10 protein-coding genes and 2 pseudogenes are annotated in these 15,320 nt (G+C 70.3%); 3 read left to right on the plus strand and 9 right to left on the minus strand.

Annotated features, from left to right (window positions below):
- The first annotated feature begins 1 nt into the window (after window position 1).
- Window positions 2-340: a helix-turn-helix transcriptional regulator gene (locus tag Q7W02_27140; protein MDO8479808.1), complete on the plus strand. Its 339-nt coding sequence runs from the start codon at window positions 2-4 to the stop codon at window positions 338-340.
- Between the two features lie 510 nt (window positions 341-850).
- A pseudogene (locus Q7W02_27145) lies at window positions 851-1,420 on the plus strand (NADH:flavin oxidoreductase).
- A gap of 15 nt (window positions 1,421-1,435) precedes the next feature.
- On the opposite strand, the gene Q7W02_27150 reads toward Q7W02_27145, so the two are convergent.
- A complete protein-coding gene (locus Q7W02_27150; protein ID MDO8479809.1) occupies window positions 1,436-4,561 on the minus strand; it encodes a PAS domain S-box protein in 3,126 nt (1,041 codons plus the stop codon).
- A gap of 302 nt (window positions 4,562-4,863) precedes the next feature.
- Window positions 4,864-5,472 carry a hypothetical protein gene (locus Q7W02_27155; GenBank protein MDO8479810.1) on the minus strand — a complete coding sequence of 203 codons (609 nt, stop codon included), beginning with the start codon at window positions 5,470-5,472 and terminating at the stop codon, window positions 4,864-4,866.
- Here Q7W02_27155 and Q7W02_27160 point away from each other — a divergent pair.
- Window positions 5,456-5,548, plus strand: a pseudogene (locus tag Q7W02_27160) (diguanylate cyclase). The gene Q7W02_27155 and the pseudogene Q7W02_27160 sit on opposite strands and share 17 nt — an antisense overlap.
- A 63-nt stretch (window positions 5,549-5,611) precedes the next feature.
- Here the strand turns inward: Q7W02_27160 and Q7W02_27165 are convergent.
- The 7 genes from Q7W02_27165 to Q7W02_27195 all read right to left on the minus strand — a co-directional run bounded on the left by Q7W02_27165 (window position 5,612) and on the right by Q7W02_27195 (window position 14,846).
- Window positions 5,612-6,385: a hypothetical protein gene (locus Q7W02_27165; GenBank protein ID MDO8479811.1), complete on the minus strand. Its 774-nt coding sequence runs from the start codon at window positions 6,383-6,385 to the stop codon at window positions 5,612-5,614.
- Window positions 6,386-6,711: 326 nt separating this feature from the next.
- Window positions 6,712-8,253: a GAF domain-containing protein gene (locus Q7W02_27170; protein ID MDO8479812.1), complete on the minus strand. Its 1,542-nt coding sequence runs from the start codon at window positions 8,251-8,253 to the stop codon at window positions 6,712-6,714.
- Between the two features lie 1,283 nt (window positions 8,254-9,536).
- The gene (locus Q7W02_27175) at window positions 9,537-11,018 is read right to left on the minus strand and encodes a transposase (protein ID MDO8479813.1); all 1,482 of its coding nucleotides are present in this window, start codon (window positions 11,016-11,018) and stop codon (window positions 9,537-9,539) included.
- 80 nt (window positions 11,019-11,098) lie between these two features.
- Window positions 11,099-12,007, minus strand: a complete 909-nt coding sequence (locus tag Q7W02_27180; GenBank protein ID MDO8479814.1) for a crotonase/enoyl-CoA hydratase family protein — start codon at window positions 12,005-12,007, stop codon at window positions 11,099-11,101.
- Window positions 12,008-12,013: 6 nt separating this feature from the next.
- Window positions 12,014-12,427, minus strand: a complete 414-nt coding sequence (locus tag Q7W02_27185) for a cobalamin-dependent protein (GenBank protein MDO8479815.1) — start codon at window positions 12,425-12,427, stop codon at window positions 12,014-12,016.
- Window positions 12,421-14,043 carry a methylmalonyl-CoA mutase family protein gene (locus Q7W02_27190; GenBank protein MDO8479816.1) on the minus strand — a complete coding sequence of 541 codons (1,623 nt, stop codon included), beginning with the start codon at window positions 14,041-14,043 and terminating at the stop codon, window positions 12,421-12,423. Before Q7W02_27190 ends, Q7W02_27185 begins: the two co-directional genes overlap by 7 nt.
- A complete protein-coding gene (locus Q7W02_27195) occupies window positions 14,040-14,846 on the minus strand; it encodes an SDR family NAD(P)-dependent oxidoreductase (GenBank protein ID MDO8479817.1) in 807 nt (268 codons plus the stop codon). The genes Q7W02_27190 and Q7W02_27195 overlap by 4 nt, the downstream gene beginning before the upstream one ends.
- Between the last annotated feature and the right edge of the window lie 474 nt (window positions 14,847-15,320).

The following is a 15,320-nucleotide window of genomic DNA, read 5'->3' on the forward strand; positions in this document are numbered from 1 at the left end:
GATGAGGAAGAACAGGAAAGAGAGAATCCGCTTCGAGGAGGGCAGCGGCAACGTGTTTGCCGATCTGGACCTCGAGCAGCCCGAGCAGGAGCTTCTGAAGGCGCGCCTGACGCTGCAGATCTACAAGCTCATCAAGGCGCGCGGCCTCACCCAAGCCAAGGCCGGCGAGATCCTCGGGACTAAACAGCCGCACGTCTCCGCGCTGATGCGCAACCGGTCGGGGACGTTCTCGGTCGAGCGTCTGATGCAGTTTCTAACCGACCTCGGGCAGGACGTCGAGATCACCGTGCGCCCGACCCGCAAGGAGCATGGGCGGCTCTCGGTCATCGTGGCGGCGTGATTGACGTGATCGACACACCCATAATGGATTCGTAGGGGCACGCCTATGAAGGTTGATCTGGCGGGCAAGATCAAGAACAGAGGCCCGGTAGCTGGGACGGGATGAACACCTCGACGAGAGAGGGTTGAAGCTTCTTCAGAATGAGCGCATGACGCGAACATGCGTTCGCGCCGCCCCAGAGCCTCGATGCGACGAGCCCGACTTGGGCCGATGCGTGAGGCTGCACTGCCGGGGATCGTTGAGCGCCGCCATGACGTGGTAGATTCGGGAGCATAGGCGACATAAAGGCCATTATCAGACCGGGCCGGGGCCGGCGGGGCCCGGCGGCGGGGTGGCGGGCGCCGAGAGAGCCACGCGGACCGCAGCATCGATCCCCCAGCCAGGCCAGTCATCAACGGTGATCGTGCGCCGGCGACCGCGGGGCAGTCAAGCTACGGTCTTCAGGGGCAGAGTCCCCGAGAGTGGGACGGATTACTGACGGGAGGGGGCAGCAGCGGGAGCCCCATCCACATCGGCACGCTCCGCCTCGAGCACCGGCTCATCATGGCCGCCATGGGCTCGGGCTTCGCGAGCGCCGAGGGGCACGCCACCGATCGGCTCGTCCGCTACCTCGCGCGGCGCGCCGAGGGCGGCATCGCGCTCGTGACCACCGAGGCCACCGCGGTGGACGCCTCCGGCGCGCCCTTCCCGGTGGCGCTCCGCGCCGACGACGACAGCATGATCGAGGGTCTGCGCCGGGTGGCGGAGGCCGTTCACGCCCACGGCGTGCCGATCTCCATGCAGCTCTATCACGCCGGCCGGCAGATGAGCCTGCGCGTCTCCGGGCGCCAGCCGGTGGCGCCCTCGGCCATCCCCTGCCCCATGGTCCGCGAGATGCCGCGCGCGCTCGAGGGCGAGGAGATCCCGGCCCTCGTGGAGCGCTTCGCCGAGGCCGCGGCACGCGCCCGGGAGGCGGGCTTCGACGCCATCGAGCTGCATGGCAGCCACGGCTATCTGATCCACCAATTCCTCACCCCGCTCGCCAACCAGCGCACCGACCAGTGGGGCGGCGACCTGGCCGGGCGCGCCCGCTTCGCGCTGGCCGTGGTGCGCGGTCTATGGTGGAGTGTCCAGGACCTCACGCACCTTCCGGGCGAGGGCGTGGAGCAGGAACGGCTTCTGGAGAAGGGAGAGGCCCGGGTCCAGGATGCCGTGCTGGGCTACCGCGTCGGCCGTGTATCCGGACATGTAGAGCACCTTGATGCCCGGGCGGAGCGGGGCGATGTCCTTCGCGAGCTGGGGCCCGCTCATGTGCGGCATCACCACGTCGGTCAGGATGAGATGGATGGGGCCGTCGTGCCGCTCGGCGATCCCCAGGGCCTCGGCCGGCCCGCTGGCGGCGAGGACGGTGTATCCGCTCTGTTCGAGCACCTCGAGTGCGAGTGCCCGGACCTCGTCCTCGTCCTCTACGACGAGAATCGTCTCTGAGCCCCCAGCGGGCGTGGAGACCACCTGCCCCTCCGTCGCGACGGGAGCCTCGACGCGGGGGAGGTAGATCTTGAGGGTGGTCCCACGGCCGGGCGCGCTCGAGAGGGAGATGTAGCCGTCGCTTTGCTTGACGATGCCGTACACGGTGGATAGGCCCAGCCCCGTCCCCTTGCCGGGCTCCTTCGTCGTGAAGAAGGGCTCGAAGACGCGCGCCTGGATCTCGGCATCCATGCCGATGCCGGTGTCGCTCACCGCAAGCATCACGTAGGACCCCGGGTGCGCGCCCGGGTGCTGGCGGGCGTAGCGGGCATCGAGCTCGATGTTGGCGGTCTCGAGGGTGAGGTGCCCGCCCTGCGGCATGGCATCGCGGGCATTCACGACCAGATTGACGATCACCTGCTCCACCTGCCCGGGGTCGGCGTTCACGTGGCCCAGGTCCGGACCGGGACGGACCGCGAGGTCGATGTCCTCGCCGATCAGCCGCCGCAGCATCACGGCCAGACCGGACACGAGGGCGCTGAGGTCCAGCACCTTGGGCTCGAGGACCTGCTTCCGGCTGAAGGCGAGGAGCTGGCGGGTGAGCGCCGAAGCCCGCTCCCCCGTCTGCTGAATGAGGGTGACGTCCTGGCGCGCCCGATCGTCGATCTGGGAGCGGGCCAGCAGGAGCTGGCTGCGCCCCAGGATCACCGTCAAGAGGTTGTTGAAATCGTGCGCCACGCCACCGGCCAGCCGGCCCACGGACTCCAGCCGCTGGAGCTGGCGCACCTGCGCTTCGCTCTGCCGGAGCACCTCCGCCGCGCGCTGCCGCTCCACAAAGTGGCCCACCCGCTGGGTCACGTCCTGCATCACCGCGAGCAGACGGTCGTCGCGGGGGCGCGGCGCCCGGCTGAAGCAGGCAAGCACCCCGACCGGCGCCTTGCCGCGCAGCGGGCAGGCGAGCGCCCCGTGCAACCCCGCGACCGCCGCCGCCTCGGCCCTCATGAACCCCGGGTTGGCGAGAACGTCCTCGTCCCACACCGGCTGGCCTTCCCTCCAGGCCTTACCGGCCAGGCCCCCACTGCGCCCCACCGGCATCTCTCTGCTGGCCGCCAGGAACGGGCTCGCCTCGAGCTCAGGCCGGTGCCAGCTCCCTTGCCATCTGAGCTCGTCCCCGTCGGCGACCCACATCTCGACGAGGTCCCAGTCCGCCCCCAGGCAGACCTCCTCCAGCACGCGGGGGGTCGCCTCGTCGAGCGTCGTGACTTCGGCCAGCACCCCGGCCACCGCGAGCCCCATCGCCTGAAAGCGCTCCGCCCGCTGGCGCTCGGTGACGTCGCGGATCACCCCGCTCAAGAACCGCTGACCGCCCGTCTCCCAGCCGGCCAGCGCCAGCTCGAGCGGGAATTCCGTGCCGTCCCTCCTTCTCCCGTGGAGCTCGACCACCTTGCCAAGGAGCCGCGACTCACCGGTGGCTCCCAGCCGCTCGAGACCGGCCTGGTGAGCCTCGCGATGGCGCTCCGGCATCAGAAGCGCGAGCGGCCTCCCCAGCAGGTCGTCCTCCCCGTAACCGAACATCGCCTGCGTCGCGCGATTCGAGAAGAGGACGGTCCCATCGGCTCTGGCGACGATGATGGCATCGGCGGCGGACTGCGCCACCGATCGGAAGCGGTCTTCGCTCGCTCTGAGCGCGTCGTCGGCTCGCTTGCCCTCCGCCGTCCGCTGCTCCAGCGCGGCGGCCATGTCGTCAAAGGCGCGGGCGAGCTGGCTGAGCTCGTCCGACCCTGCCCTGGACTGGAGCCCGGTGCGCGCGCCCAGATCGCCCGCCCCCAGCCGCTGTGTCGCCCTCACGATGGGATGCACCCGGCGCAGAATCAGCAGGTTGCCGGCGATCCACGTTGCCCCGAGAGCCAGGGCTCCCACGAGCCCGAGCCCGCGGAGATTGCGTGTCCGGGCCCGGTCCGCCTCGGCGAAGACGACGGCTGTCGGGGTCCCGATGCCGATGTACACCTCTCCCGACTCGGCACGCGTGGGCAGCCGGGTGAAGGCGTACAGACGTCGAATCCCATCGAGCCCCGGCGCCTCGGCGGTGCCCTCGGCCTGTCTCGACAGCACGGCCCGAACGATGGTCGCCTCCGGCACAACCCTCCCGACCCAGCCTCGCGAGTCAGGATAGCGAGCCAGGACCACCCCGTCCTGGTCGACGACGGAGAGCGTCGATGCTGGCGGCAGCAATGCCTGCTCGGCCAGGCGGTGGAGCCAGTGAAGATCCAGGACGACGGCGACGACAACCCGGACGACGCCGGACTCGTCCACGAGGGGATAGAGGAAGATGATCGTGGGCTTGCCGGTGGTCCGGGCAACCACGTACTTGCTGGCGACGAAGTCACGCGTCTGGAGGACGCGCTGGAAATGCTCCCGGTCCGCGAGGTTGATCGGGCCGGGCAGCGGCACGGCGCTGCAGAAGATATCGCCGTTCGGCTTCGCGGCCACGATGTTCGAGTACGACGGGAACTGCCCGAGCATGCCGACGAAGGTCTTCGCGCACGCGCCGGCGTCGAGGCGCCTCACAGCGGGAAGATGGGTCAGGCCGACGAGGAGATGGTGGGCCGCCTCGACCAGGTGGGAGTGCTGGAGGGCAGCGAGCCGGACGATTCGGAGGGCGTCCTGCTCCGCCTGGGCCGTGGCCAGGCGACGGTCTTCCCGCGCCGCGTAGAAGATGAGACCGAGGGCCGGAAGGAGGGCGAGGAGAACGAGCACCGCCAGGCGGACGCGCAAGCTGGACAGACCGCGTCGAGTCGCGCCTCCGGACGAGATGAGCCAGGAATGCAGACGTGCCGCCCGCCCCCTCGAAGGCGGCCCCCCTGATCCGTCGCCGCGCGCTTGAGCCTCCATCGGGATCCGTGCTCCGTGCGTTATCCTACCCGACAGGGGCGCCCCACACCGAGGATTCTCGTCGGCGGCTGACTCGCGCGCTGCAGGCGTGGCCGCTCTCGCGCGCTCGCCCCTTCGCGGGCACACTGACTCGGGAAGCGCGCCGCGCCGGCCGGTCCGCAGGTTGCCTGCGGTGGCGTTGCCATTCACCCATAGTCGACTCGCGAGACGAGGCTCGGAACCCCATGGCACCTCTCGACTTCGTCATCTTGATCGGCCTCGGAATGACGATCGGCGCGTTCGGCACGCTGATCGGGGCCGGCGGCGGATTCCTGCTCGTCCCCATCGTCGGCATCCTCTCGAGCGTCCTCGGCATCGGCGGTGGCATCGTCCATGTCCCGTTTCTCATCGTCGTCCTCGGCCTGCCGGTTCACGTCGCGACGGCGACCTCGCACTTCGTCCTCAGCATCTCCACACTCGTCGGAACCGTCACGTTCCTGGCGCTGGGACACGTCGATGTCCGGTTCGTGGCTTTCCTGGAGGCGGGAGTCCTGGTCGGGGCCCAGATCGGAGCGCGGGCATCGGTGCGCGCCAGCGCGCGAGTGATCCGGCAGGTTCTCGCCGGCTCGCTGGCACTGGTCGGGCTCCGGATGGTCCTGGAGGCGGCGCGCCGCCTTACCAGTCTCTTCAACCGCCGGTACATGGAGGACGCCAAGCACCGCGCCGAGCAACTCCGTGTGGCCGTCAGGTCGCTGCGGCTCCCCCATGAGGACGGGGGGCCTCGGGTCGGTGTCCGTCTCGATCGGTGTGGCCACCTACCCCGACCACGGCCTCGACACCCCGGGACTGCTGAAGGCGGCCGACGCAGCCCTCTATCGCGCCAAGCGCGAACTTTCACAACGGCGTGTAATTCGTTCCCCGCCTTCCTGCTCGCTGTCGGCAACGGTGGAGCCCTCAGGCCATGCACTCTCCGTCTTGCGTCTCGACCTTGAACTCCATCTCCTCGCCGAGGTCGACAAAGTCCGCGGGCAGCGCGTCCTCCGCCGTCAAGGCTTCGAGGTCGGCGAGCAGGGCCTTCACCCGCGACAGATCCACACGGCGGAAGAATGCGAGCGCCGTCTCCCCTTCGACCCGCTCGGTCGTGTAGAGCGCCACCAGCCGCTCCACCGCCTGCGGGATCCGGCGCGCGGGCACCTTCGCCGCCAGCCGGCCGAAGGTGGCGCGGGCCTCGCCCACACCGCCCCCCAGCATCACGAAGTACTGCGGCACGGGCTTGCCCCCGACCTTGCGGACGCTCCCCTGGAAGCCGAGGCCTGCGATGTGGTGCTGACCGCAGCCGTTGGGGCAGCCGCTGATCTTGATGCTCAACCCGGGCGCGGCAGCCACCAGGTCGGGCCGTTTGCGAAGGTGAGCGCCCAGCAGTTTTCCGAGGCCGCGCGACTGCGTGACGGCGAGGCGGCAGGACTCGGCCCCAGGGCAGCTCGTGACATCCGCCAGGGTGTTCGCGTCGCCGAGGCCGAGGCCCGCGGCGGCGAGGCGCCGGTGCAGCTCCGGCACCTCGGTCGCGCGCACCCAGCGGAACAGCAGATCCTGGTTGTGGGTCACGCGCACGGTCCCGTCGCCATAGGCGAGGGCGAGGTCCGCCAGGACCCCCATCTGTCGGCCGGTGAGGTCGCCCATGGGCACGGTGACCGTGACGATGGCGTAGCCCTGTGATCCTCGGCGCACCCCTCGAAGGCGATCTTGAACTTCCGCGGCAGCGCCGCGCTCAAGGGATGGCGGAGGAAATAGCGCCTCGAACCTCGCCTGGCCTCAGGCTCCCGAAGGTTTCCCGGACCCCGCGGGGACAGCAACTCATATCAGTGAGGGCACCCAGCCGGGCACTCCGTCCAAGCATCCCTCTCGAGCCTTTGGCAACCTCTCCCGTTCTGCTCATTTTCCCTCTGCACGGGACAATAGTGCCTTCCCGATCGGAATTGTCAAGAGACACTTTTGTAACCGGGGGCCTCGCCGGCTCGGCGTCACGGTTCGCATCCGGGGCCCTGCCCGCTGTCTCAGCGCTGGCGCTGGCGCCACTCCTCCAGCTGCTTGGCGACAACGGTGGCGTTGCACTCCGGACAGATGCCGTGGCTGAAGGTGGCCTGCGAGCGCTCGCCGATGTAGGTCTCGATCTGCTCCCAGTAGTTCCGATCATTGCGGACCTTCTTGCAGTACGCGCAGATGGGCAGCAGGCCGTGGAGCTGCTTGACCTGGCTCAGTGCCATCTCGGCCTCCCGCCGGGCCTGGACGGCGGCCTCGTACAGTCGCGCGTTCTCGATGGCGATGCCGGCCTGGTCGGCCAGGCCCTGGGCGACGTTGACGGCGTCGTCGTCGAAACGATGGCCGCGCGGGCCATAGACGATCAGGGTGCCGAGAACCCGGGAGCCCATCCTGACCGGCACGCACATGAGGGCGCCGGTCCGGTCGGCCTGGACCCGCGCGCGGTGCGCCGGGATGATGTGGGAGTCCTCGGCCGTGTCCGCGGTGACGTATGGCCGGGCCGTGGCCGCGACCCTTCCGCTGATCGACTCACCGATCCTGATGCGGTCGCTCGACATGGCCTCCATGGCGCCGGGGGTTGCGCCGACGCGGACCAGCCACTCTCCCTCGGCGAGCCGGAAGCCCGCCTCTCCCTCGAAGATCTCGGCCGCCGCCTCGGAGATGGAGCCCAGCAGACCGGGCAGGTCCAGCTCCGCGGTCAGGCGACGGGAGACGGCCGCCAGGGTTCCGACGCGCTGCCTCCGGCGCTCGGACTCCTCGAGGAGGCGCGACACCGCGGCGTTGGACGCCTCCAGCTCCCGCCTGGCGGCTTCGAGCGCCGCCGTGCGATCGACCACGCGCTGCTCCAGCTCCTGGTTCAGCCGGAGCAGCTCTGCCTCGGCCTTCCGGCGCCCGGCCTCCGCCCGGGTCTGGATGCGATGGGAGACGCGGACGGCCCAGAAGAGGGAGAGGTACAGCAGAAGGCCGCCCAGGGTCGTCGTGGCCCAGACGGTGTTCCGGGCTTTGCGGATCTCCCCGTAGAGCCGCTGCGGGACCTTGTAGACCTCGAGCACGCCGATCACGGGCCCGCGATCCTGGGCGGCGAAGATCGGCACATACACTTCCGCCAGCGTCCCGAAGAACTCGCGCTCCTGCACGTTCTCGGGCTTCTGCAGGCTCTTGAGCTGAACGCGGACCTGCCCCCGCAGCGCGGCCGCGAGATCGGGGTTGTCGGAAAAGCTCCGGCCGATGAGTCGTTCGTCGTCCGACCAGAGCACGACGGCGTCACGGTCCCATGCCTTGACGCGAACGACCTCGGGCAGGCTGAGGAGCGGGCTCAGGGACGATCGGATGCGCGCCCGGTCCAGCCGAGCCTCGGGATCGATGAAGATCTGCTCAAGCCCGTAAGTGCGAGCTTGATAGCGGACGATCTGGGCGGTGGTCTGCCACTCGCTCTCTTGCATGTTCTGCACGAGCACACGAGAGGTCACCCACCCGAGGGCGGCCATCAGGGCCAGCACGCACCCCAGACTCAGCAGCGAGAAGCGCGCGAGGAGACTCAGGCTGGGAACACGCATCGCAAGGCCTCCACGCATTCGGCGGACCATTCGCCTTGCGGCGAGCATCCCCCTGCGAGTGTGGGCGTGGGGACGGTCACCATGGCACCAACGCCCAGGAAGCGGTTGGCGCCACTCTTCGACGCAATGGATCCAGTTGGAGCGTCAGTCGTCTGGTGCCGCCGACCACGTTAGCGCACATGACGGACGATCACCTTCCTGATCGCGGGCGGAGACAATGCTCGCATGTCCAAGGGTAACGCAAGGCCGGGCTTCCGCCAGAGGGATATGCGGTCAGCGCCGCGCGACGCGGCCTGGGTGCGCCGGCTCAGGAAACAGCAGCGCGAAGCGAGAGGAGCGGCCGCGATTACCACTCGACCGGGTGGTGGCCATGACGGGATTCGGGGCCGCTTCTGGCGGAGGCCCAGGGGACCACCCACGATACTGAGATCGGCGAGGCGCCGCTTGCCGGCGTCTCCCGGCCAGTGACCGTCGAGGGGCCGTGAGCCGGCGCTCTTCGGAGTCGGCGCGGCCGCCGGTCGTTGACCCCTGCCTCGGCGCGGGGCGCCGATTTCAAGGCCGCCTCCGCTTGATCGCCCTCTCGACGTCGTCCTCATCGCCTGGCTGATACGCGGCGGGGTTCTGCCTCATGGGGCCGAACAGGAAGTACAGTCCGGGAGCGCGCCGGAGCTCCTGCAAGATCCCCAGTTCGTGCTGCGAGGGGAATGACCGTACGAACCGGAGCACATCGACCAGCTCCCCCCGCGGGAGCTTGAGCATAGGCGACATAAAGGCCATTGAACGAAACCGCTTCGCGGTGGAGGAACAGCGAGGAGGTGGGGCAGCGTCGTCGGCCGATGCTATCGACGGAGTGCGTGTGGCCCGAGTGGCCCAGGGGCGGCAAGCGGCAGCATCGTTCTTGACGTCCCAGAACGAGAGGGCTACGATGCGTGCGCCTCCCTTTCCCGCAGGAGGCGGGTGGGCGATCAATCCACATTAAGAGCAAGCGGAATGCCAACCCGCCAGCCGGCTTCGTTCAACGCGACTTTTTCACGCATCGCGGCATCGCGTGCTGCCTGTCTCCAGCTCGGCGCCGCGACGCGCGAAAAAGCCCTCTTCATTATCAGACCGGGCCGGGGCCGGCGGGGCCCGGCGGCGGGGTGGCGGGCGCCGAGAGAGCCACGCGGACCGCAGCATCGATCCCCCAGCCAGGGCAGTCATCAACGGCGATCGTGCGCCGGCAACCGCGGGGCAGTCACGCGACGGTCTTCAGGGGCAGAGTCCCACGCCGAGACTGGGACGAATTACTGACGGGAGGGGGCTACAGCGGCAGCAGCGCGCAGGGCGGCCGGCGGCGGGGCCGGCCCCGGAGAGTCCGCGGGGTGGAGCAGGGCCAGGTGCGCGAGGATCTTGCCCACCACGGCCGGGTCCTCCACCGTGGCGATGCGCCGCAGCCGGCCGCCACAGCGCGGGCAGGCGAGGACATCGAGATCGAACACGCGGCGCATCAGGGCGGCCCTGGTCCACGCGCCCGGGGTGCCGCCGGCGCGGGGGCTGGCCTCGCGCTCGCGCGCATGGATGTCAGGGGCCGGGCGGCCGTAACGGACGACGTGCGCGCGCCAGCGAGCATGCGGGGCGAGAACGCCGTGATACAAGACGAGGTTGACCGCGGGGCGGGGGATGATCGCCGCGAGCTTCTCCAGGAACTCGATCGGCTCAAAGAGCAGATGCGAGGTGCCATCGCGCCAGACCGTCTTCAGCGTGACGAGGACGCGTCCGTCGGCCCGGAGCTGGACGCGGTCCTGGGCGAGCGGGGGGCGGAGGAGGTAGCGGCCGAGCTGCTCGAGGCGGGCACGATCGTTAGGGGGGACCCAGACGTTGGCGTGGAGGTCGAAGCCGTCGAGCTGGGCCTGACGCGGGCCGCGGGCGGCGACGTGACCGAGGTCCGGCTCGTCGCCGAGGCGCCGGACGCGGGCGCCGGCGCGGGGGCCGAGGGCGACGCGGCCCTGGACGGAGGCGCTGGCGAGGCCGGCCAGGACGGGCGAGGCGTCGGCGAGCGGGTCCGCCGGGGCCGTGTCGTCAGCGGGCTCGAGGTGGCGGCGGGCGAGCAGCCGCCCCACGCCGGTGCGGACGGTGGCGAGGACGTGCGCCACGTCCTCGTCGCTCGGTAGGGGTGCAGGGTGAAAGGTGAGGTGCCCGGGTCGAGTCTCGCTGAAGACGCCGTCGAGCACGAGCGTGTGGAAGTGAACGTTGAGTTGGAGGCCACTGCCGAAGCGTTGGATCACGGTCACCGTGCCGGTCTGGCCCTCCGGGATGCCGTGGGACCGCGCGGTGCGCGCGTAGAAGGCGAGGAGCCCACGGGCATACACGCCCAGCACGGCGCGGCACAGGGCGTGATCCCACGCCAGTCGGTAGCGCAGGCGATACGGCAGCGTCAGCACCCACTGGCGCACCGGTACCTGTGGCAGCACCTCGTCGACCAGATAGGCGGCGCGCTCGGCCATCCGTCGCCCCCCACAGCTCGGACAGAAGCCGCGTCGCTTGCACGAGAAGGGCAGGAGGCGCTCGAAGGTGCAGTCGGCGCACCGAAGCCGCGTGAAGCCATGGGCCAGGACTCCGCACGTGAGGAACTCGCGGAACTCCTGCTCGACGAAGCGGGGCAGGCCGTGTCCGTCGCCCCGGTCGGAGGCTTCCCGCAGGAAGGGCTCCAGATGTTCGCGGATGACGGCGTGGAGGACAGAGTGCTCGGTGTCGCGGGGCTGATACGTGCGATGGGGATACGCCACGCCCAGGGGTAGCCCGTGCCGCGAGTGGCGGCAATGCCCAGAGATGGATACACGACCTGCGTACCCAGCGGGGGCGACCCTCAGCGGCGCGGGGGATGGATCACGTGCGTGGGATCGGGCTGCTCTTCCGGAGGCCCCTGGCTGTAGTCGGCGAACGGCCCGTCCCGCTCGGCGATGACCGCGCCGACCCCCTCGCGCGCGGCGAGCCCGATGAACCGGAGCGCGTCGGGCGTGTTGCGCATGAGACCGTCGAGGATGGGGCCGAGGGTCTGGGTGCTGGCGAGGCCCATCTGCTCCCATGCGTGGTTCACGATGAGCTTCATGGCCGAGAGCTGCGAGAGAGGAATGGAGGCGAGCTGCAGGGCGGTGCGCCGCACTTCCTCCTGGAGCCGGGCGAACGGCACGGCCTTGTTGATCAGGCCGATCTCGGCCGCCGCCTTTCCGGACAGCGGCCTGCCGGTCAGCGCGTACTCCTTGGCACGGGTGAGGCCCAGGCGGTAGAGCCACATGCCGGACAGGTAGCATCCCCACATGCGGGCGTACGGCGTGCCGATGCGCGCGTCCTCGCTGGCGATCACGAGGTCGGCGCAGAGGGCGGTGTCGGAGCCGCCCCCCACGCACCAGCCGTGCACTTGCGCGATCACGGGTTTGGGACAGCGCCACATGCTCATGAACTTCTGGGTGGGCGCGAACTGCGGGAAGGCGGCGAAGACGAAGTCCTTGCCGGGGTCCCACCGGCCGTCGGTGCTGATCTGCGAGTCCCAGTGGCGGAAGCCCCCGCTGAAGTCATAGCCCGCGCAGAAGGAGCGCCCGGCGCCCTGGACGACCACGACCTTCACGGTGGGATCGGCCGCCGCGGCGTGGATGGCGGCCTCGAACTCGTCGGGCATGGGCGGCACGATGGTGTTGAGCCGCTCCGGCCGGTTGAGGGTGATGAACGCGATGGGGCCGTCGGTGTCGTAGAGGGTCGTCTCGAAGTCCATGCGGATCTCCCGTCAGGGCGGTGGAGCGACGCCGGCGGCTACGAGGCGCCGCATGGTCGCGATGATGTCCTCCGGCAGGGCGCCGGGGCCGAACGCCGCCGCCACTCCCTTGGCCAGGAGCGTCGCTCGGTCGGCGGCGGTGATCACCGAGCCGCCGAGCACGACGGGAATGGCGAGGCCGGCCGCGGCGAGGCCCGCGAGCAGCTCGTCTGTGTAATGGAGGTACTCCCACGAGTGGCACGACAGCCCGATCACGTCGACGCTCTCCTCCCCCGCCGTCTTGACGATGACCGGGGGCAGGTTGAAGCGGCCGGTGTAGACGACCTCGAAGCCCGCATCCCGCAGCAGTCGCGCCACCGTCACCGCGCCTACCTCGTGCTGGTCGAGGCCGAGCATGCCGATGAGGATGCGGCCGCCGCTCACCACGGTAGAGGCACCATCCCGAATGGATCGGGCGGCCGGCCGTAGCCCGCGCGGAGCGCACCCGCCATCTCGCCGATCGTGGCGCCCGCCTCGGTCGCGGCGATGAGCGGCGGCATCAGGTGGGCCGCGCGGTCCTCCGCCGCCCCGCACACGGCGCGGAGAGCGGCCGCCACAAGCCCCGCGTCCCGCTCGCGCCTGAGCGCGCGAAGCCGCTCGATGCGCGGCGCCGCCGGGGCGATCTTCCGCTCGGTGACGTTCCGCAGGAGCGTGTCCTCGGCCTCGGGCATTTGCTGGGCGTTCACGCCCACCTGGACGAGGCGCCCGGCGTTCAACTGATGCGCCCGCCGCTCCATGGCGTCGAGGAAGAGGGCGCGGAACCACTTGCCGTCGCAGAGCCCTTCCGGCGGGCCCATGGCCTCGATGCGCTCGATCATCTCGCGGATGCGGTGCTCGAGCCGGCCGGTGAGCGATTCCAGGTACCACGAGCCGCCGAGGGGGTCGGCCACGCGCGTGACCCCGGTCTCGAGGGCGATCACCTGCTGGGTGCGGAAGGCGACCAGATGCCCTTCCGGGCTCGGTGTCCGGAAGGCCTCGTCGAAAGTGGAGACCTCGATCCCCTGCACGCCCGCGAGCACCAGTCCCAGCGCCTGGGTGGCGCCGCGCACCACGTTGTTGACCGGCTGCTGGGCGGTGAGCGTGAGGCCCGAGGTGTGCGCGGCGATGTTCACCGCCCACGCGCGCGGGTCGGCCGCCCCGAACTCCTCGCGCATCATCCGCGCGTACAGCCGGCGGGCGGCGCGGATCTTCGCGATCTCCTCGAAAAAGTCCATGCGGAAGTTGACGAGGATGGCGATGCGCGGGGCGAAACGGTCGACCGGAACCCGGCGGCGGACCAGCTCCCGCACGAGATGACGGATCTCGACGAAGCCGAGCGCCATCTCTTCGACGGCGTCGAGACCCCCGTCGCTGATGTAGTAGGTGTCCTCGAGGAAGGCATGAAAACGGGGCATGGCGCGGCTGGCGAACTCGATGGAGTCGACGGCGAGCCGCACGCGCAGCTCGAACGGCATGTGCGTGGCGTAGCCGCAGTCCTCGCAGTAGAAGGGGGCCTGCACGACGGAGCCGCGCAGGAGGGTGGGGTCCACGCCGCGCCGCCGGGCGGTGAGGTAGAGGCCGGCCACCGCGAACGGCGCGGGAACGGAATGAGAGAGCGTGAGCCGATCGAGCGGCAGGCCGTCGTAGAGATCGAGCCAGTCCTGGAGGCAGCACAGCGACACGCCCTGGGTGCCGACGGCCGGCGCCGAGACGGGGTGGTCGGGATCCATCCACGCCATGGTCGGCGTGTCGCCGATGACATCGAGGCCGGTGGCGCCGTGGGCGATGAGGTAGCGGAACTGCTCATTGGAGCGCCCCGAATCGCCTTCACCGGACAGCTCGCGCTGGATCCAGCCGCCGTCGGCCCCGGCCGGGCGCCGCCCTCGCGTAAAGGGGTACGCCCCGGGGTCGCCGAGGCGCTCCGCGTAGTCGCCGGCGGGAGCGTCGGCGGGCCCGTACACGGGCCGCAGCGGGAGGCCGGAGTCGGTCTCGCGCCCGTGGGGCGCAGCGCCGGCGTCGCTCACGGCGTTCCCCCCGCGTCGCGCACCTCGCGCCGGCTGGCGAGCGAGAGCGTGTTGAGCCGCAGTCCCCCGTCGATGGGAATCTCCGCGCCGTTGATGAAGCCGGCGCGGTCCGAGGCGAGGAAGGCGATGAGGTATGCCACCTCGCCGGGCTCTCCCAGGCGCCGGACCGGCGCGGCACTCGCCGCTGCTTCCCGGATCTCGGCGGGCATCGCGCAAACGTTCTCGGTGGCGATGAGCCCAGGCAGCACGGCATTGCAGGTGACGCCGTGGCGGCCATGCTCGAGAGCCACCGTCTTGGTGAGGCCGAGAAGCCCTGCCTTGCTGGCGGCATAGGCCGCCTGATGGTGGAGCCCGCCCGTGCCCCCGATCGAGGACACGTTGACGATGCGCCCCCAGCGGGATGCCACCATGTCACCAATCGTCGCCTGGATCATGTGGAAGGCGCCGGAGAGATTCACGTCCACCTCCCGGTGCCACGCGGCCGCGGTCATCCGCGCGACCGGCGCGACATTGGCGACGATGCCGGCATTGTTGACGAGGATGCCGGGAGGGCCCAGGGCCTCGCGCAGCCGCGCGACGGCGGCGCGCACCGCCTCGTCATCCGCGATGTCGAAGACCGCGACGGCGGCGCGGCGGCCGCGCGCCCGCACCTCCGCCGCAACGGCCTCGACCTCGCTCAGCACGTCGGCCACCGCCACGTCCGCGCCTTCCTCGGCGAGCACAAGCGCGGTGACGCGCCCGATTCCGCGGGCGGCACCGGTGACGAGCGCCACTCGGCCGGCGAGGAGCAAGGGCGGACTCATAAAGTCTCCCTACGCTACCACAGGCTCGACCGTGCCGGTGCCACCCGCCCTGATATCCTGCGGGAGCCCTGCCGTTCCTCGTGCCCGCCTGAGCGGCTATGATACCGTCATCTCCCGGACCGAGGCGAAGCGGTGCAGGGACGGACAAACCGGAGGCAGGTATGAGACACGCGTTGCCCGCACTGATGGTCATTCAGGCGCCCTGAGCCCAGCCCGGATATGCGTGAACACATGCGGCACCCTCACCCCGACCCTCTCCCTCGGAGAGGGAGAGGGAGCTGTTTCGATCCCCTCGCCCCCAGAGGGGGAGAGGGACAGGGTGAGGGGGCGCAAAGGACGCGGAACACGCGTTCGTGAATAGCGGTCGTATGCCGCTCCGCGGCCGGAGATCGGAAAGTAACATTGTGCGAGGACGGGGGATCGGTTAGGGTGCCCGCGGATGTGTCGGGTCGAGAAGGCCGACCGTTCAATGGT

This window comes from Candidatus Rokuibacteriota bacterium, from assembly GCA_030647435.1.
Taxonomy (GTDB): domain Bacteria; phylum Methylomirabilota; class Methylomirabilia; order Rokubacteriales; family CSP1-6; genus AR37.